The sequence below is a fragment of the Gammaproteobacteria bacterium genome (assembly GCA_033720895.1).
Classification (GTDB): Bacteria; Pseudomonadota; Gammaproteobacteria; order Natronospirales; family JAJUFS01; genus JAWWBS01.
Window position 1 is genome coordinate 1 of sequence record JAWWBS010000059.1, and the last position, 15573, is coordinate 15573.

20 protein-coding genes are annotated in these 15573 nt (G+C 62.0%); 10 read left to right on the forward strand and 10 right to left on the reverse strand.

What is annotated here, in order from left to right:
* The coding region (locus tag R3217_08710) for a glutathione-disulfide reductase (protein MDX1455520.1) at positions 1-204 on the forward strand (204 nt) is incomplete at its 5' end.
* Complete coding sequence (locus R3217_08715) at positions 201-755, forward strand: gamma carbonic anhydrase family protein (protein MDX1455521.1); 555 nt, start codon at positions 201-203, stop codon at positions 753-755. The genes R3217_08710 and R3217_08715, both read left to right, overlap by 4 nt.
* 1 nt (position 756) lies before the next feature.
* Here R3217_08715 and aroE read toward each other — a convergent pair whose 3' ends face one another.
* From aroE to hemB, 4 genes are all read right to left on the reverse strand, one after another.
* Positions 757-1545, reverse strand: a complete 789-nt coding sequence (gene aroE / locus R3217_08720) for a shikimate dehydrogenase (GenBank protein ID MDX1455522.1) — start codon at positions 1543-1545, stop codon at positions 757-759.
* Positions 1546-1650: 105 nt separating this feature from the next.
* Positions 1651-2901 carry an inorganic phosphate transporter gene (locus R3217_08725; GenBank protein MDX1455523.1) on the reverse strand — a complete coding sequence of 417 codons (1251 nt, stop codon included), beginning with the start codon at positions 2899-2901 and terminating at the stop codon, positions 1651-1653.
* 19 nt (positions 2902-2920) lie between these two features.
* On the reverse strand, positions 2921-3601 hold the full coding sequence (locus R3217_08730) for a TIGR00153 family protein (GenBank protein ID MDX1455524.1): 681 nt from the start codon (positions 3599-3601) through the stop codon (positions 2921-2923).
* A gap of 127 nt (positions 3602-3728) precedes the next feature.
* The gene (hemB, locus tag R3217_08735) at positions 3729-4721 is read right to left on the reverse strand and encodes a porphobilinogen synthase (GenBank protein ID MDX1455525.1); all 993 of its coding nucleotides are present in this window, start codon (positions 4719-4721) and stop codon (positions 3729-3731) included.
* A gap of 211 nt (positions 4722-4932) precedes the next feature.
* On the opposite strand from hemB, the gene R3217_08740 reads away from it, so the two are divergent.
* The 3 genes from R3217_08740 (at position 4933) to R3217_08750 (ending at position 6805) form a co-directional block, all read left to right on the forward strand.
* Entirely contained in the window at positions 4933-5457 is a 525-nt protein-coding gene (locus tag R3217_08740; GenBank protein ID MDX1455526.1) for a sigma-70 family RNA polymerase sigma factor, read from the forward strand.
* A 26-nt stretch (positions 5458-5483) separates the two neighbouring features.
* Positions 5484-6176, forward strand: a complete 693-nt coding sequence (locus R3217_08745) for a DUF3379 family protein (protein MDX1455527.1) — start codon at positions 5484-5486, stop codon at positions 6174-6176.
* Positions 6177-6346: 170 nt separating this feature from the next.
* Complete coding sequence (locus tag R3217_08750; GenBank protein ID MDX1455528.1) at positions 6347-6805, forward strand: hypothetical protein; 459 nt, start codon at positions 6347-6349, stop codon at positions 6803-6805.
* A gap of 89 nt (positions 6806-6894) precedes the next feature.
* On the opposite strand, the gene R3217_08755 is transcribed toward R3217_08750, so the two are convergent.
* Positions 6895-7296 (reverse strand): hypothetical protein, encoded by a 402-nt coding sequence (locus R3217_08755; protein MDX1455529.1) that lies wholly within the window; start codon positions 7294-7296, stop codon positions 6895-6897.
* Between the two features lie 166 nt (positions 7297-7462).
* Here R3217_08755 and R3217_08760 point away from each other — a divergent pair, with 166 nt between their 5' ends.
* Positions 7463-9286 carry a winged helix-turn-helix domain-containing protein gene (locus tag R3217_08760; protein MDX1455530.1) on the forward strand — a complete coding sequence of 608 codons (1824 nt, stop codon included), beginning with the start codon at positions 7463-7465 and terminating at the stop codon, positions 9284-9286.
* 24 nt (positions 9287-9310) lie between these two features.
* On the opposite strand, the gene R3217_08765 is transcribed toward R3217_08760, so the two are convergent.
* Positions 9311-10210 (reverse strand): LysR substrate-binding domain-containing protein, encoded by a 900-nt coding sequence (locus R3217_08765; GenBank protein ID MDX1455531.1) that lies wholly within the window; start codon positions 10208-10210, stop codon positions 9311-9313.
* A gap of 80 nt (positions 10211-10290) precedes the next feature.
* Between R3217_08765 and R3217_08770 the strand changes: the two genes are divergently transcribed.
* The 4 genes from R3217_08770 to R3217_08785 are packed head-to-tail and all read left to right on the forward strand — an operon-like array spanning position 10291 to position 12806.
* Positions 10291-10860 carry a DNA-3-methyladenine glycosylase I gene (locus tag R3217_08770; GenBank protein MDX1455532.1) on the forward strand — a complete coding sequence of 190 codons (570 nt, stop codon included), beginning with the start codon at positions 10291-10293 and terminating at the stop codon, positions 10858-10860.
* Positions 10861-10910: 50 nt separating this feature from the next.
* The gene (locus tag R3217_08775; protein ID MDX1455533.1) at positions 10911-11645 is read left to right on the forward strand and encodes a protein kinase; all 735 of its coding nucleotides are present in this window, start codon (positions 10911-10913) and stop codon (positions 11643-11645) included.
* Positions 11646-11676: 31 nt separating this feature from the next.
* Positions 11677-12384 (forward strand): heparan-alpha-glucosaminide N-acetyltransferase, encoded by a 708-nt coding sequence (locus R3217_08780; GenBank protein ID MDX1455534.1) that lies wholly within the window; start codon positions 11677-11679, stop codon positions 12382-12384.
* Positions 12381-12806: a hypothetical protein gene (locus tag R3217_08785; GenBank protein MDX1455535.1), complete on the forward strand. Its 426-nt coding sequence runs from the start codon at positions 12381-12383 to the stop codon at positions 12804-12806. The genes R3217_08780 and R3217_08785 overlap by 4 nt, the downstream gene beginning before the upstream one ends.
* Before the next feature lie 3 nt (positions 12807-12809).
* Here the strand turns inward: R3217_08785 and R3217_08790 are convergent, their stop codons facing one another.
* The 4 genes from R3217_08790 to R3217_08805 form a co-directional block, all read right to left on the reverse strand.
* Positions 12810-13241, reverse strand: coding sequence for a VOC family protein (locus tag R3217_08790; GenBank protein ID MDX1455536.1), 432 nt, complete (start codon positions 13239-13241; stop codon positions 12810-12812).
* Entirely contained in the window at positions 13232-14149 is a 918-nt protein-coding gene (gene hemF, locus R3217_08795; protein ID MDX1455537.1) for an oxygen-dependent coproporphyrinogen oxidase, read from the reverse strand. Before hemF ends, R3217_08790 begins: the two co-directional genes overlap by 10 nt.
* Position 14150: 1 nt before the next feature.
* Positions 14151-14708 (reverse strand): Sua5/YciO/YrdC/YwlC family protein, encoded by a 558-nt coding sequence (locus R3217_08800; GenBank protein ID MDX1455538.1) that lies wholly within the window; start codon positions 14706-14708, stop codon positions 14151-14153.
* Positions 14709-14741: 33 nt separating this feature from the next.
* Positions 14742-15573: topoisomerase C-terminal repeat-containing protein (locus R3217_08805; protein MDX1455539.1), on the reverse strand; the 832-nt coding region annotated here is incomplete at its 5' end.

A 15573-nucleotide genomic window follows, 5' to 3' on the forward strand; every position in this document is an offset into this window, starting at 1 on the left:
AAAGAAAAGGTGAAGGCCTCGATGAAGCTGGTCTGTGTCGGTCCCGAGGAGCGTATCGTCGGCCTGCACAGCATCGGCGCGGGCTCAGACGAGCTGTTGCAGGGTTTTGCCGTGGCCCTGAAAATGGGCGCAACCAAGAAGGATTTCGACGACACGGTCGCCATTCACCCGACAAGCGCAGAAGAACTGGTAACAATGCGATGAACACTATTCGAAGCTTCAACGGCGTGACGCCTTCGCTCGGCAAGCGCGTCTACGTGGACGAATCCGCGGTACTGGTCGGCGACATCACGCTGGCCGATGACGTTTCCATCTGGCCACATGTCTCCGCGCGCGGTGACGTGAACCGCATGGTCATCGGCAAGAACTCGAACATCCAGGACAACACCGTGCTGCACCTGACCCATGACGGTCCGTACACGCCGGATGGCGGCATACCCTTGCTGATTGGCGAAGACGTGACGGTGGGCCACCAGTGCATCCTGCATGCCTGCACCATCGGCAATCGCGTCCTGGTCGGCATGGGGGCGATCATCATGGATGGCGTGGTCGTCGAAGATGACGTGCTGATCGGTGCCGGCACGCTGGTACCGCCCGGCAAGACACTGGAATCGGGTTACCTCTACCGGGGCAACCCCATGCAGCAGGCACGGAAGCTGACAGAGGCGGAAATCGATTCCCTCAAGTATTCCGCCGAGCACTACGTCCGTTTGAAGGATCAGTACCTGGCCGAGGCGATGAAGGAAAAGGGCTGAATCACTTCAGCAGCGCTGTGGTTTCCGGCCGCACACCCCGCCACAACTCGAATGCCTCGGCGGCCTGCTCCACCAGCATGCCCCAGCCGTCGCGGCAAATGCCGGCACCCGCGGCATTGGCATACGCCAGGAAAACCGTCGGCGAATCCGCGTAGGCCATGTCGTAGGCCACTGTCACGTTTTCGAAAAAGCGCTCCGGTACCGGGGGCAGCTCGCTTTGCAGGCTGGCCGAGGTGGCATTGACGATGATATCGGCGCTGTCGGGCAGGTCGTCGTAGCCGCCACCGCGGACGCGCTGATCCTGGCACTCGGTCGCCAGCGCCACGGCCTTTTCGATCGTACGGTTGGCAATGAACAGCTCGGCCGGGCCTTCCGCCAGCAACGGGCCGAGGGCGCCACGGGCAGCCCCGCTGGCGCCGAGCAAGACGATGGAGCGCCCGGCCAGCTGGATGCCGATATTGTGCGTGAGGTCGCGTACCAGGCCGGCGCCATCGGTGTTGTCGCCGAGCACCCCGTCCCCTTCGTAGACCAGGGTATTTACTGCGCCAGCACGCTGTGCCCGGCCGGTCACCTGGTCGCAGAAGCGAAACGCGGCTTCCTTGTGCGGCAGCGTGACATTGCCGCCCAGTCCGCCCGCGGCAAAATAGGCGAGCGCAGCACCCTCGAAGTCCCCGGGGACATCCATCAATTCGTAGTGCAGTGCTTCGCCGGTCTGCTCGGCAAAAGCGCGATGGATTTCCGGCGAGCGGGAATGCTGTACGGGATGTCCGAAAAGTGCGTAGCGGTCCATGGCTGGACTCTATAGAAAAGCACCCCTGAAAGAAAAGCGGGCAAAGAAAAAGGCCCCGGTCTGCGAGCAGACCGGGGCCCTTGATGTTGCAAGGCCTTTCCCGCGTCAGCCGAGCAGGAAGTTCAGGATGAAGAAGATCACGATGGCCAGGAAAGCGCCTGCCGGTACCGTGATCACCCATGACATGAAGATGTTGCGCACCACCGCGAGGTTGATTGCTGCGATACCACGCGCGAAGCCGACACCCAGCACGGCGCCGACCAGCGTCTGGGTGGTCGAGATCGGCATGCCGGTGCCGGAGGCCATGACAATGGTGGTCGCCGCTGCCAGTTCGGCGGCAAAACCACGGCTCGGCGTCAGGTGGGTGATGCGCTCGCCGACCGTGCGCATGACGTGACGGCCGAAGGTGCCGAGGCCGACGACGATGCCGGCGCCGCCCAGCAGCAGGATCCAGATCGATACCGTTGCCTTCTGGTCGACCATGCCGCTCTGCGCGATGCTGACGACGGCAGCAACCGGGCCGATGGCATTGGCGACGTCATTGGAACCATGCGCGAAAGCCATGGCACAGGCCGTCACGACCATCAGTACGCCAAAGACCTTCTCGACGGTAGCGAAGTGAAAATCCTTGTCGGCTTCTTCGTCGACCTTGATCTTGGAGATGAAGTACTTGCCGATCAGCGCGATGACCACACCGGCGGCACCAGCCGCCAGGTAGGCATCCAGCGTCTCCATCTTCACACCGACATGCTTCAGGCCCTTGAAGATGGTCACCAGGGTGATGGTGAAGCCGGCCAGGAACATGTACATCGGCACGTAGCGACGCGCCCGCGCCAATGGGTCCTCGCGTTCCAGGATCAGCTTCTGCACGGACACGAAGATCATGTAGGCGATGATGCCGGCGATCAGCGGGGTCACGATCCAGGAGCCGACAATGCCGCCGACCTTGTCCCACTTGACCGCGTCCATGCCGATGCCGACGGCAGCAAAGCCGACGATCGCACCGACGATGGAATGGGTGGTGGATACCGGCCAGCCGCGTCTTGATGCGATCAGCAGCCAGGTGCCCGCCGCCAGCAAGGCGGCCAGCATGCCGAAGATCAGTTGCTCCGGCGAATCCTTCAGCAAGCCGGCATCGACGATGCCCTTGCGAATGGTCGAGGTGACTTCGCCGCCGGCCAGAACGGCGCCGGCGAATTCGAACACGGCCGCCACGATGAGCGCCTGCTTGAGGGTCAGTGCCTTGGAGCCGACCGAGGTCGCCATGGCATTGGCCACGTCATTGGCGCCAATGCCCCACGCCATGAACAGGCCGAAAATGGCCGCAAGCGCGATGTAAATAGTCGCGTGATCCATTGTCTGGTCTCCTGGAGAGTCAGCGAGCGAGCAGAAGGTGCAGGCGAGCGCCTACGCGTTGGGCATGGTCGGCGAGTTCGCCGATCCAGTCGATGATCTTGTAGAGGAACATCACGTCGACCGGCGAGAGATCGTCTTCGATCTCGAACAGCTCGGCACGCAGCTCCACCTGGATCGTATCCGTGCCTTTCTCGACGGCATCGAGTTCCTTGATCATGCCTTGCACGATCTCGGCTTCCTTGCCGCCGAAACCGGTTTCGAACAGTTCATCCAGTTCGTTGACGGTCGTTTCCGCCTGGCGAGCTGCTTCGATCGACTTGGCGACGTACGCGGTAAAGGACTTGCGCAGCGGCTCGGGCAGCTGCATCTGGCGGCCCTTCATCAGGCCGGTGATGTCCTTGGCCTTGTTGGCAATCTTGTCCTGCACGCGCAGCAGGTCCAGCAGGTCGGCGCGCGCCACCGGCATGAACAGGCTGTTCGGCAGGTTGAGACGGATTTCCGTCTTGATCGCGTCCGCTTCATCTTCCAGCTGCTTGACGCGTTCGCGGGCCTTGTCCGCGGCATCCCAGTCGTCCTTGGCGACAGCTTCGAAGAAGCTGCCCAGTTCACCGGCACAGGCGGCGACGATGGACATGTGCTGCTGCAGCGGCCGGACAGGCGAACGTCCGAAGATTCCGGCAAAGACGTTTGTAGGAGCCATGCGCTGTTCCTTATCGATTGGTGTTGGTGGCCCTGCTCCCTCCCCGGAGCACGGCAAGAAGGCGATTCTAAATCAGCTGGCGTGCGGATTTAACCGTAATCGGCAAATTGGTCGGGCAGGCCTGGATTTACAGCCAGGCGGCCGCCCGCTTGGCGAAATAGGTGAGGATGCCGTCGGCGCCGGCCCGCTTGATGGCCGTCAGCGACTCGAGAATGACCGCCCGCTCGTCCAGCCAGCCGTTCTCGGCCGCGGCCATCAGCATGGCGTACTCGCCGGACACCTGGTAGACGAAGGTTGGCGCGCCGTACGCGTCCTTGGCCCGGCGGACAATGTCGAGATAGGGCATGCCGGGCTTGATCATGATCATGTCAGCGCCCTCGGCGAGGTCGGCTGCAATTTCATGCAGGGCCTCGTCGCTGTTGCCGATATCCATCTGGTAGGTGTGCTTGTTGCCGGCCCCGAGGTTGCCGGCCGAGCCGACCGCGTCCCGGAAGGGGCCATAGAAGCTCGACGCGTACTTGGCGGAATAGGCCAGGATGCGGGTGTGGATGTGGTCCTGCGATTCCAGGGCCTCGCGGATGGCGCCGATACGACCGTCCATCATGTCCGACGGGGCGACCACGTCGGCGCCGGCCTCGGCATGCGACAGCGCCTGCTTCACCAGCGCGTCGACGGTCTCGTCGTTCATGACATAGCCATCGTCATCCACCAGGCCGTCCTGGCCGTGGCTGGTATAGGGGTCCAGCGCGACGTCGGTGATCACGCCGAGCTCCGGGTACTCGCGCTTGAGCGTGCGCACGGTGCGCTGCACCAGCCCTTCTGGGTTCCAGGCCTCGGCTGCATCCTCGGACTTGAGGTCGGCATCGATGACGGGAAACAGCGCGATCGCAGGAATGCCCAGCTCCAGCGCTTCCTCGGCTTCCTCCAGCAAGCCGTTCAGGCCGACCCGCTCGATGCCCGGCATGGAGGGCACCGCTTCGCGGCCGTCTTCGTCATCCAGCACGAACACCGGGTAGATCAGGTCGTTGGCACTCAGGCTCGTCTCGCGCATCAGGCGGCGCGAAAAGTCGTCGCGGCGCATGCGGCGGGCCCGGAAAAGAGGAAAGTTGCGCTGTGCCATGAGGAATTCCGTTCACTTTGAAGATCTCACGGCAGTCGGTCTGCGCGCCGCCGTGCAAGGAGGCCCAAGCGTAGCTGAAAGCCCGCCACACCGCCAAGTGCGAGGCCTGCCGGCCTATACTGCAAGACATGTCGGCCAGCGGACGAGCGTCCGGTACTGATGGACGCAAACCGCTGAAATATCCACCCCGGGAGGCAGGTCTAGTAAGGGCATGAATGCCAGGCAGCACAAATTCGAGGCCTTGATCGGCGTGTTCCATGCCGACCTCTTCCGCTATGCCTACTGGCTGTGCGGCGACCGCGAGCTGGCGCAGGAGCTGGTACAGGACACGATGCTGCGGGCCTGGCGAGCCATGGACCGCTTGCGTGACGAAGCGGCTGCCAAGCAGTGGCTGATCACCATCCTGCGTCGCGAACTGGCCCGGCACTACGGCCGCAACCGGCCGCAAACCGTGGAGGCCGATGACCAGCTGCTGGAATCCCCGGCACCCGGTCCGGAGGACGATGCCGAGATTCGCGTGCTCAGGCAGGCCATCGCCGGCCTGGAGGACGAGTACCGCGAACCCATCACTCTGCAAGTGGTGATGGGCCTGTCGGTGCGAGAGATTGCTGCTGCAATGGAACTCAACCAGAACACCGTGCTGACCCGACTGTTTCGCGCCCGCAAGAAGCTGGGCGAGGTGCTGTCGGAAGAGCCGGCACTAGCCGGGCGGCCAGCGCCCGGGGGGCCGGCGTGACGGACCGTACCGCGAGGAATGACGACATGAGCTGCTTTGAATTTCGCCAGGAAATCGGTGCCGACCCGGAGTCCCGAACGCCGGGGCTGGCCGAGCATCGATTGCACTGCCGGCCTTGCGCCGCCTTCCTTCGCCAGCAGCAGGCCTTCAGCCAGCAGCTGGCGCATGCCTTTGCGGTCGAGGTGCCTGAATCCTTGCCGGCCCGGATCCAGTGGCGGGCGTTCAACCAGCCCCGTGGCCGCACGGCCTGGATGGCACTGGCGGCCAGCGTGGTGGCGGCGCTGACCCTGTCGGTGATGGTCTGGCTTGGCGACAAGCAGGGGCCCTTGCCGAATGCGGTCATTGCGCATGTGCTGGAGGAAGTTGCCATCATGGAACCTGGCTTGCCGGTGGTCGGGCCGCAACAGGTCAGTGCCGTGCTGGCCTACAGCAATGTGCGACTCGACAGCCCGTTGCGTGACGATGTCACGCATGCGGGCCTCTGCCCGTTCCGCGGCGAACTGGTGCCACACCTGGTGCTGGAAGTGGATGGCCATACGGTCAGCGTGCTGATGCTGCCCGACCGTTCTGTCGACCAGCCGATGCGGATCGAAGAGAGCGGCTTCAGCGGGATTGTAATCCCGACCGAGACGGGTAGCATGGCTGTGGTTGCAGATCGATCCGATCTGCTGACCCCGGTAATGGAGGAGCTTCGGCAGAAAGCTCGATGGGGGATCTGAAGGTGTTTGCCAGGCTCGATTGTGCAGACATGAAGCAGATGTCGAACTCGCTGCCGAAACGTGTTTGAAGTCCTGAAATAAAGTGATGCAGACACGACTCTACTGTGGTTGTTGCCAGCGTGCTCGGCACGACAGGCTGGCTCGATAATTCATCAAAGGAGGGGAAACCCATGAAAAAGCATTCCATCAAACCGATCGCCCTGGCCGTTTCGGCTGCATTCGCAACCGGTGCTGCATTCAGCGCCAGCGCTGACACCGACGAACTGTTTGCTGCCAGCACGCTGTCCAGCGGCTACATGGCCGACATCGGCGACCACGAGAAGGCCAAGGGTGACGAGCACAAGGCCGATGAAGGCAAGACCACCGAAGAGCGTGCTGCCGAAGGCAAGTGTGGCGAAGGCAAGTGCGGTGACAAGAAGGGTGAAGAAGGCAAGTGCGGCGAAGGCAAGTGCGGCGCCGACAAGAAGGGTGAAGAAGGCAAGTGCGGCGAAGGCAAGTGTGGCGCCGACAAGAAGGGTGAAGAAGGCAAGTGTGGTGAAGGCAAGTGCGGCGCCGACAAGAAGGGCGACGACAGCAAGAAGGGTGAAGAAGGCAAGTGTGGTGAAGGCAAGTGCGGTGGCGCTGTCTGATCCCGGCTTTTCTTTCCTGAAAGCCGCTTGATCCAGCACTGGATCGAAGAGCCCCGGGGACTTCCCCGGGGCTTTTTTGTGTCCGGACGTCACAGCGCGGCCGGGTCGGGTGTCTCGCTTTCCAGCAGGCGCATTCGTGCCGCTTCGGCATCGGCCTGTTCCGCCAGGGCCATGGCCTCCAGCTCGGCGATGGACAGGACATGAAAGCTGTCGCGCCATGCCATCACGTGGGGCTCGCGTATGGTCTCCAGCGGCACGGTCGTGATCACCAGCGCCGCGCAATCGGTCGAGGCATGGATGGTCGGCTTGACCCCTCGGCTGCTGCGGGCCAGGAACCAGTAGTTGCGCAAGGCGGGCCTTGCGTCGTGATTGATGAACCAGCTCCCCGGCCGGTGCGCGTCGGCAATGGTTTCCGAGGGCCGTGGGTTGCTGCCCGGTCCCGTGTCGTGCCTGTTGATATCGTCACCCTCGCTGATAATTCGGCTTTCCATTCCCGCAATGCCATGTCCTGTCTTGCGGGGCAAAGTATTCACCTGCGCTGCCCTATACTCCTGAGTGAACCCTGATTTTTCATGATCAAAGTCTCCCGTCCCTGGTTCTGACCTCGTCCGGGGGACTGCGGGGCACGGCGTGTCGATACCTGGTCTTAGAAAATTCATGCTTGGTGAATGGCGTGTCGATGCCATCAAGGGCGAGCTTTGCCGGGGCGATGAGGTCCGTTCCCTGCCGCCGCAGCCGATGGCCGTGCTGCTGGCATTGGCCGAGTCGGAAGACCATGTCCTGACCCGGCAGCAGCTGCTCGACAGCGTCTGGAACGACCGGCCCGGTGCCGACGAGTCCCTGACCCGCAGCATTGCCGACTTGCGTGCAGCGCTGGGCGACGAGAGCGGCAATCCCCGCTACATTCGCACCTTGCCGCGACGCGGCTACCAACTGCTGGAATCACCGCAAGCCGCCGAGCCGGCCACGGAGTCCACGACGGTGGTCGATCGCGCGTGGCCCGGCCTGGGACTGCTGGCACTCGGTATCGTCCTCCTCGCCGGCCTCCTGGCAACGCTCTTCAACACGGACCCGTTCCCGGCTGGCGATCAACGAATTGCCATCAAGTCCCTGGTCATCGATGGCGAAGCGGCAGGCAATGCACGGATTGATGCCTTGCAACGCGCCCTGTTGGACGGCCTGGCCTCCTACCCCGAGTTCCTTGTCGACCGTTCGGCAAACGACGAGGCTGCCGCGGGGTATCACCTGCAGGTTCGTGTCACCCAGGTCGATCTGCAGTACACGGACCTGGCCTTCATGTTGCGTATCGAACCCGACTACCTCGTCGTTCCCGTGATGGTCTTTCGTTTTCCGACAGCCAACTGGCAGCGCATCATTACCACCGACCTCGGCAGGACCTTGGGCGGTCGCTTGCTGGCCGCTTTTCGCCCCGCCGGCGAGGTCGGGAATGCTGCCCGCCAGCTTCAGCCCGAGGACTTCGCCAGGTTGCTGCGGCTGCGCTTTGTCGCAATCGCCTCGACCACCGAGGGCCTGCTGGCGGAACTGGCGGAAGTCGACGCCCTGATTCGGCAGTATCCCGACCGCAGCTCGCTGCACGGCTTGAAAGCCAAGCTGGTCGCCGACCAGCTCATGAAGTGGTTCAACCAGCCGAACACGTTGCAGGAAATGTACGAACTGGCGGTCGAGGAAATGAACATTGTACTGGCAGCGGATCCCGATGACGTCTTTGCGCTTGCTGCCGGTGTCCGGTTGCGCCACGGCGCCGTCGAGAATGTCGCTGACCTGGAACGCCTGGTGGAGCTTTCACCCTACTGGGTGCAGCCCATGATTCATCTTGCGGACTGGTACGAGAATTTCGGCTATCACCGCAGGGAGGCAGAAATCGCCGCCCGGGTCGGCAGCCTGGAACCCATGAACAACCAGTATCTCTATCACGCCGTGATCAGCGAGATGATGATTACGCAGCGCTCGCTGATGCATTCGAAATTCCGGAAGTGGAATACCCGCAGCGCCATCGCCGGTCGCGAGGACCTGGCCATGGTCTATGCCGCGATTGCCGGGGACCCGGGCCTGCTTGCGGAGTACCTGGAACGACGCCGTCCGACCTATTTCCGCGATATCGATTACACCGTCGTGGTCGACGGCATTTTCGATGTCGACAAGCGTTCCACTGGTCTGCGCGAGCTCCGACGCATGGAGGCGGCCCTGCCGCCCAACCAGCGCGCAACAACCCTGTTCCTGTTGATCACGATGTACGGTGAAACCGACTGGGCCCTGGCACATTACGAAAGGAATCACCGCACTCTCGATCCGAAATACCTGTGGATGTCGTTCAGTCAGCACTTGCGCATGACGGACAGGTTTTCGACGATCCTTGCGAGGGATGACACGCGGCTCGCGTCACTGGATGCCCTGGAGGCCATGCTCGGACCGAACGATTACTGCCGCAAGCAGGCAGGCCGGTGGCTGTGCGATCGATGACGTCGTCCGCAAACCGGGGATGGATCAATGCTTGCAGGAACGAATGGCCTCGGCCAGCACGTCGATGGCAGCAGTTCGCGGGAAGCCCTTTCGCCAAGCGACGGCGACCGTGCGAGACGGGCCCTTGCCATCAAAGGCCAGGGTCTTGAGGCCGCCATTCATGCGCTCGTCCATCAGGCTGCTGTCCGGCAATACGCTGATGCCAAGGCCGCTGGCGACCATCTGCCGGATGGTCTCCAGGCTGGAACCCTCCACCGTGCTGGCCGAGCCATCCTCGTTTTCGCCGCGAATGCACTCGGGGCAGGCTTCGACCACCTGGTCGCGAAAACAGTGCCCGTCGCCGAGCAGCAGCAATGGCTGGCCATCCAGTTCGCGCGACCGGACGCTGTCGCGTGCATGCCAGGCGTGCTCTTCCGGCACGATCACCTTGAACTGTTCATCGTAAAGCGCCCGGGTTTCTACCCCGGGGCCGCCGAACGGCAAGGCGATGATGATGGCGTCCAGGTGGCCGTCCTTGAGCCGTTCCTTGAGGCGTGCCGTGAAGTTTTCTTCCAGCATCAAAGGCATGTTAGGCGCCAGCTTTTTCACGGCCGGTACGATTCGCGGAAACAGGTAGGGGCCGATGGTGTAGATGGCGCCCAGTCGCAATGGCCCGTCCAGCGGGTCGAGATTCTGCTTGGCCAGCCGTTTGATCTTCTCGGCCTCGTCCAGCACCCGGCGAGCCTGGTCGATAATGGGTTCGCCTTCCGGGGTAATCATGATCTTGCCAGAGCGACGCTCGAACAGCTTCAGGCCCAGCTCGTCTTCCAGCTTGCGCACGGCGACCGACAGGGTGGGCTGTGATACAAAGCAGGCATTGGCAGCTCGGCCGAAATGCCGTTCCTTGGCGACAGCAGAGATGTAGCGCAATTCGGTCAGGGTCATTTTCAAAACCTATCGAGAGTTATCTTTCGATAGTCAATCTATAGGGGCCGGGCATGGACGTCAAACGCTGTGAGTGGGCCATGAGCGTCGATACAGACGCCTATCGCCAGTACCACGACGACGAATGGGGCGTGCCGGTCGCCGACGACCGTGTCCTGTTCGAGTTCCTGACGCTGGAAGGTGCACAGGCCGGACTGAGCTGGTCGACCATCCTGAACAAGCGCGCGGGCTACCAGCGACTGTTCGAGGGCTTCGAGCCGGAGCGCGTCGCCGGCTTCGGCAAGGCCGATGTCGAGCGCCTGCTGGCCGATCCTTCGATCGTGCGCCATCGTGGCAAGATCGAATCGACCATCAACAATGCCCGCGCCCTGCTCAGCTTGCAGGACACGCACGGCAGCTTTGCATCCTGGCTGTGGGATTTTGTCGATGGCGAACCGATCCAGAATGCCTGGCGCCAGCTTTCCGACATTCCTGCGACGACCGAGCTGTCCGATCGCCTGAGCAAGGCGCTGAAGAAGGCCGGCTTTCGATTTGTCGGTTCTACGACCCTGTATGCGTTCTGCCAGGCCGTTGGCCTGGTGAACGATCACCAGGTCGATTGCTTCCGGCATGCCGAGTGCAAGGCGCTGGGTGTATCATTCCAGCCCTGAGTGCCATTGCGCATCCAGGCCAGGCAACTGCAATACTGAACGAGGACACCATGGCCGCAAGGCGAACGCCCAAACCCTTCGACTTTCGCCCGGGACGCCGGCTTGCCAAGAAGTACGAGGTCATCGAGCAGCTCGGTGTCGGCTGGGAAGGCGAGGTCTATCGCGTTCGGGAAATTGCCACTGGCATCGACCGCGCCGCCAAGTTCTTCTATCCGCAGCGAAACATCGCCGACCGCACCATCACCTTCTACGCCAAGAAGATGAACAAGCTGCGCAAGTGCGACATCCTGATTCCCTACCTCACCCATGACCACATCCAGCACGACCGCCAGGAAGTGAAGTTCCTGGTATCCGAATACGTGGAAGGCATGGTGCTGAAGGATTTCCTCAAGAAGCAGCCTGGCGGGCGCCTGACACCCTTCGAAGCGCTGCACTTGCTGCACCAGCTGGTGCACGGTCTCGAAGAAGTGCACGAGCTGAAGGATTACCATGGCGACCTGCACAGCGAGAACATCATCATCTCGCGCCATGGCATCAATTTCGACATCAAGCTGATCGACATCTATCGCTGGAAGGGGCCGACGCGTGACAACATCGTCGAAGATGTCTACGACAGCATCAAGATCTTCTACGACGCGCTTGGTGGCCAGAAGCAGTATTCAAAGCAGCGGCCCGAGATCAAGGCGATCTGCTGCGGCCTGAAGCGCAACCTCATCCGCAAGAAATTCAAAAGCGCCGGCCAGTTGCGTGCCTACCTCGAAAACATGAGCTGGGACGGACCCTGAGGTGCCTGCGTCGACGAAGCGGACGGGGCGCATGCCCGAGGTCGACTTTGCGAGAGGTCTTGCCGTCATCCTGATGGTGGCATTTCACTTCGCTTGGGACCTGGACCACTTCGGCTTGATCGAGGTCGATACCCTGGAAGGGCCTTTTTACTGGTTCGGTCGGGCAGTCGGTTCCTCGTTCATCTTCCTGCTGGGCCTCTCGCTGGTGCTGGCGACACGCCGCAAGCCAGCCTCCTGGCGCTTCTACTGGCAGCGCGGCGTGCAACTCCTGCTGCTCGGCCTGCTGGTGACCGTCGCCACCTACTTCACCGTTGGCCGAGGCTTCGTGATCTTCGGCATCCTCAGCCTGCTGGGCCTGCTGTGCTTCCTGTTGTATCCGCTGCAGCGCGCGCCAGCCTGGCTGCTGGCCGTACTGGGTGTGGCGATGGTGACCATTGGCTATCATCTCGATGGCGTGCGCATCGAGGGACCCTGGCTGCTGTGGCTGGGCGTGGTTGAAAGCGGGCGCTACATGGCGGACTGGTATCCGTTGCTGCCCTGGGGTGGCTATGGCCTGCTGGGCGTGGCTACGGGCAAGTGGCTGTATGCAGAACGCGTTGAAGGGTTCCTGTCGTTACGGCATTACCAATCGACCTGGGGAAAGACGCTGCATTTCCTTGGCCAGCACCCGTTGGTCATCTATCTCGTGCACCAGCCCATCCTGATGGGCACATTCCTGCTGCTGGGGTATCGCGCATGAACGAATGGTTGATGGGGCACTGGTATCTTTTGCCGCTCATCGCATTTATCGCCTGCCACCTTTGCATGATCGTTGCCGTGCAGGTCGTGAGCATCAAGCATGCCAGTCGACGACTGTTGTTCTGGTTGTTCATCAGCGCGAGTGCTGCCAGTTCCTATTGTGCCTTCTTGATCATCTATTTCTGGCCCACGCTGGGCCGTATGGATTCGGATGGTGAACGGCTGCTGACTATCGGCCTGATGCTGACGCTCGGTATTACCGCACTCATCATCGCGTTCTCCGACACCGAAAGCATGCGCAAGGAAGCCCGGAATTTCACTGATGGCAACAAAGCCCACATCCTGCGGAATCGAGACGCGGAATATTCGCCTGCCGACCGTGTCCGGGACTCGAAACTTGCTGACCCTGCGGATCGGCAGTGAGGGCTAGCGAGCGAAAATGTCTTCGTTCCGACGGAAGGTTTTGAACTCCAGCGCGTTGCCGGAGGGATCCTTGATGAAGAAAGTGCCCTGCTCGCCGACCTCGCCTTCGAAGCGAACGTAGGGCTCGATCAGGAACTCGATCTCCTCGCTGCGAAGTTTATCTGCCAGCGCTTCCCATTCATCCCAATCCAGGATCAGCCCGAAATGCCGGGTCGGCACGCTCTTGCCATCGACGGCATTGTCGGCAACGGCATCGTGCCCGTCGACAAGATGCGCCGAGATCTGGTGCCCGAAGAAATCGAAATCGATCCAGCGTTCGGCTTCACGTCCGACCTTTGCGCCCAGCATCAGGAAGAACCTACGCGTGGCCTCGATATCCGACACCGGAAAAGCGAGATGGAAGCGCGGCCCGGTGTGGTGAACGCTCACAGCCAGTCTCTTGGCGTTGCCAGCACGTCGTAGAGCTCGGCTTCCGGCGACTCCGGTTCCGGCTTGTAGCCGTACTCCCAGCGCACCAGCGGCGGCATGGACATCAGGATGGATTCGGTGCGCCCGCCGGAATGCAGGCCGAACTGCGTGCCACGGTCCCAGACCAGGTTGAACTCGACATAGCGACCACGGCGATAGAGCTGGAACTGGCGTTCTTGCTCGCCGTACTCGACGTTCTTGCGACGTTCGACAATGGGCCGGTAGGCGCGCATGAAGCTGTCGCCGACGGCCTTCATCATGGCGAAGGCGTTGTGAAAGTCGTCGTCGGCGGTGAAGTCGTCAAAGAACAGGCCGCCGATGCCGCGCGCTTCGTTGCGATGCTTCAGCCAGAAGTAGTCGTCGCACCAGCGCTTGAATTCCGGGTAGTGATCCTCGCCAACGGCCTCGCGCGCCACCTTGTGCCAGCTGACCGCGTCTTCCTCGTAAAGATAGAAAGGTGTCAGGTCATAACCGCCACCAAACCACCAGATGGCGTCTTCGCCACTGCCGGCCTGGAAGAAGCGCACGTTCATGTGGGTGGTCGGCACGTGGGGATTGTTGGGATGGAACACCAGCGACACGCCCATGGCCTGCCAGGGCTTGCCGGCCAGTTGCGGGCGCTTGGCGGTGGCGGAGGCCGGCAGTTCCGCGCCGCGGACATGCGACAGGCCGACACCCGCCTGCTCGAACAGGTGACCGTCGCGGAGGATGCGGGACTCGCCGCCGCCACCCTCTTCACGCTCCCAGGCGTCGCGCAGGAAGCGGCCCTTGCCATCGAGGCTTTCCATTTCGCTGGTGATGGCGTTCTGCAGGCCTTCCAGGTAGGTCAGCACGCGCAGTTCGTTGCCTTCGGTCATGTCGACCTCGTCCTTCATGTCAGGTGCTCGCCGGTCGGATGATCTTCCCGCTGGCGAGATCGCGAATTTCTGTCGGCCCGGCCAGGCCGCCCAGTTCACCGGCGAGGATAGCGAGTTCGGGAAATTGTTGCCGGACCTCGGTCACGGTCGTGGCGGCTGGCTGGCCCGAGAGATTCGCGCTGGTCGAGACAATGGCCTTGCCAGCCTGGCGCGTCAGTTCGGCAACCTCGGGGTGGTCCGTGACGCGAACTGCCAGGGTGGGCTGGCCGCCGGTGAGCCATTCCGGGGTGTCCGGTGGCGTGGGTATAAGCCAGGTAACCGGTCCCGGCCAGCTCGAAGCGAGGGCCTCCTGTTGTTCGCGACTGAGGTGCCTGACCAGCGAAGTCAGCTGGTAAAGGTCTCCGGCGAGAATGATGAGGCCCTTGCCCGGCGAACGCTGCTTGAGTGCCAGCAGCTTGCGAACAGCCTGTTCGTTCCAGGGATCGCAGGAAAGGCCAAAGACGCCCTCGGTGGGTGTCACGATGACGTCGCCGCCAAGAATCTTCCTGGCGGCCTCTGCTGGGGTCAGGGTGTTCACGGGGACTGTCCTGCGTCGTTCAACCCCTCGTCGTCAGTCCGACTTCGGGGTGGACTTCTTCTTGCTGGTCGACTTTTTCTTGCTGCCGCTCTTTTTCTTGGCGGTCGATTTCTTCTTTTTCTTCTTGGTAGCCGCCTTCTTTTTCTTCTTCTTCGGTGCAGCTTTCTTCTTCGTTTCCGCCTTCTTCTTGGTAGCAGCCTTCTTTTTCTTCTTGCCGCGGCGGAACGGTGCCTTCTCGAGCATTTCCTTGCACTCTTCCAGCGTCAGGTCCTTGGGCTCTTTCTCCTTCGGTACCTTGGCATTCTTCTCGCCGTTGGTGACGTAAGGCCCATAGCGACCATTCAGCACCTGGATGCCTTCATCGGCAAAGTCCTGGATGATGCGATTGCGATCGGCTTCCTTCTTTTCCTCGACCACTTCGAGAGCGCGCTCGAGCTTCACGGTGTACGGATCGTCGTCTTTCAGCGATGCGTACTTGGAACCGTACTTAACATAGGGGCCGAAGCGACCGATGCTGACGCTGACCGGCTCGCCTTCCGGCGTTTCGCCCAGCTTGCGCGGCAGCTTGAAGAGCTCCATGGCGTCTTCCATGGTGATCTGGTCCATCTTCTGGCCCGGACGCAGGCCGGCAAACTTCGGCTTCTCTTCGTCGTCCTTGGTGCCGATCTGCACGAAGGGTCCGTAGCGACCCATGCGCACGGTAACCGGCTTGCCGGTCTTGGGATCCGTGCCAAGTTCGCGTGCCTGGGCGACTTCCTCGCGCGTCAGGCTTTCCTTGTCGTCGACGCGCTCCTTGAAAGGCTTCCAGAATTCGCGCATCAGGGGCACCCAGTCCTTCTCGCCGCGAGAGACCTCATCGAGCTCG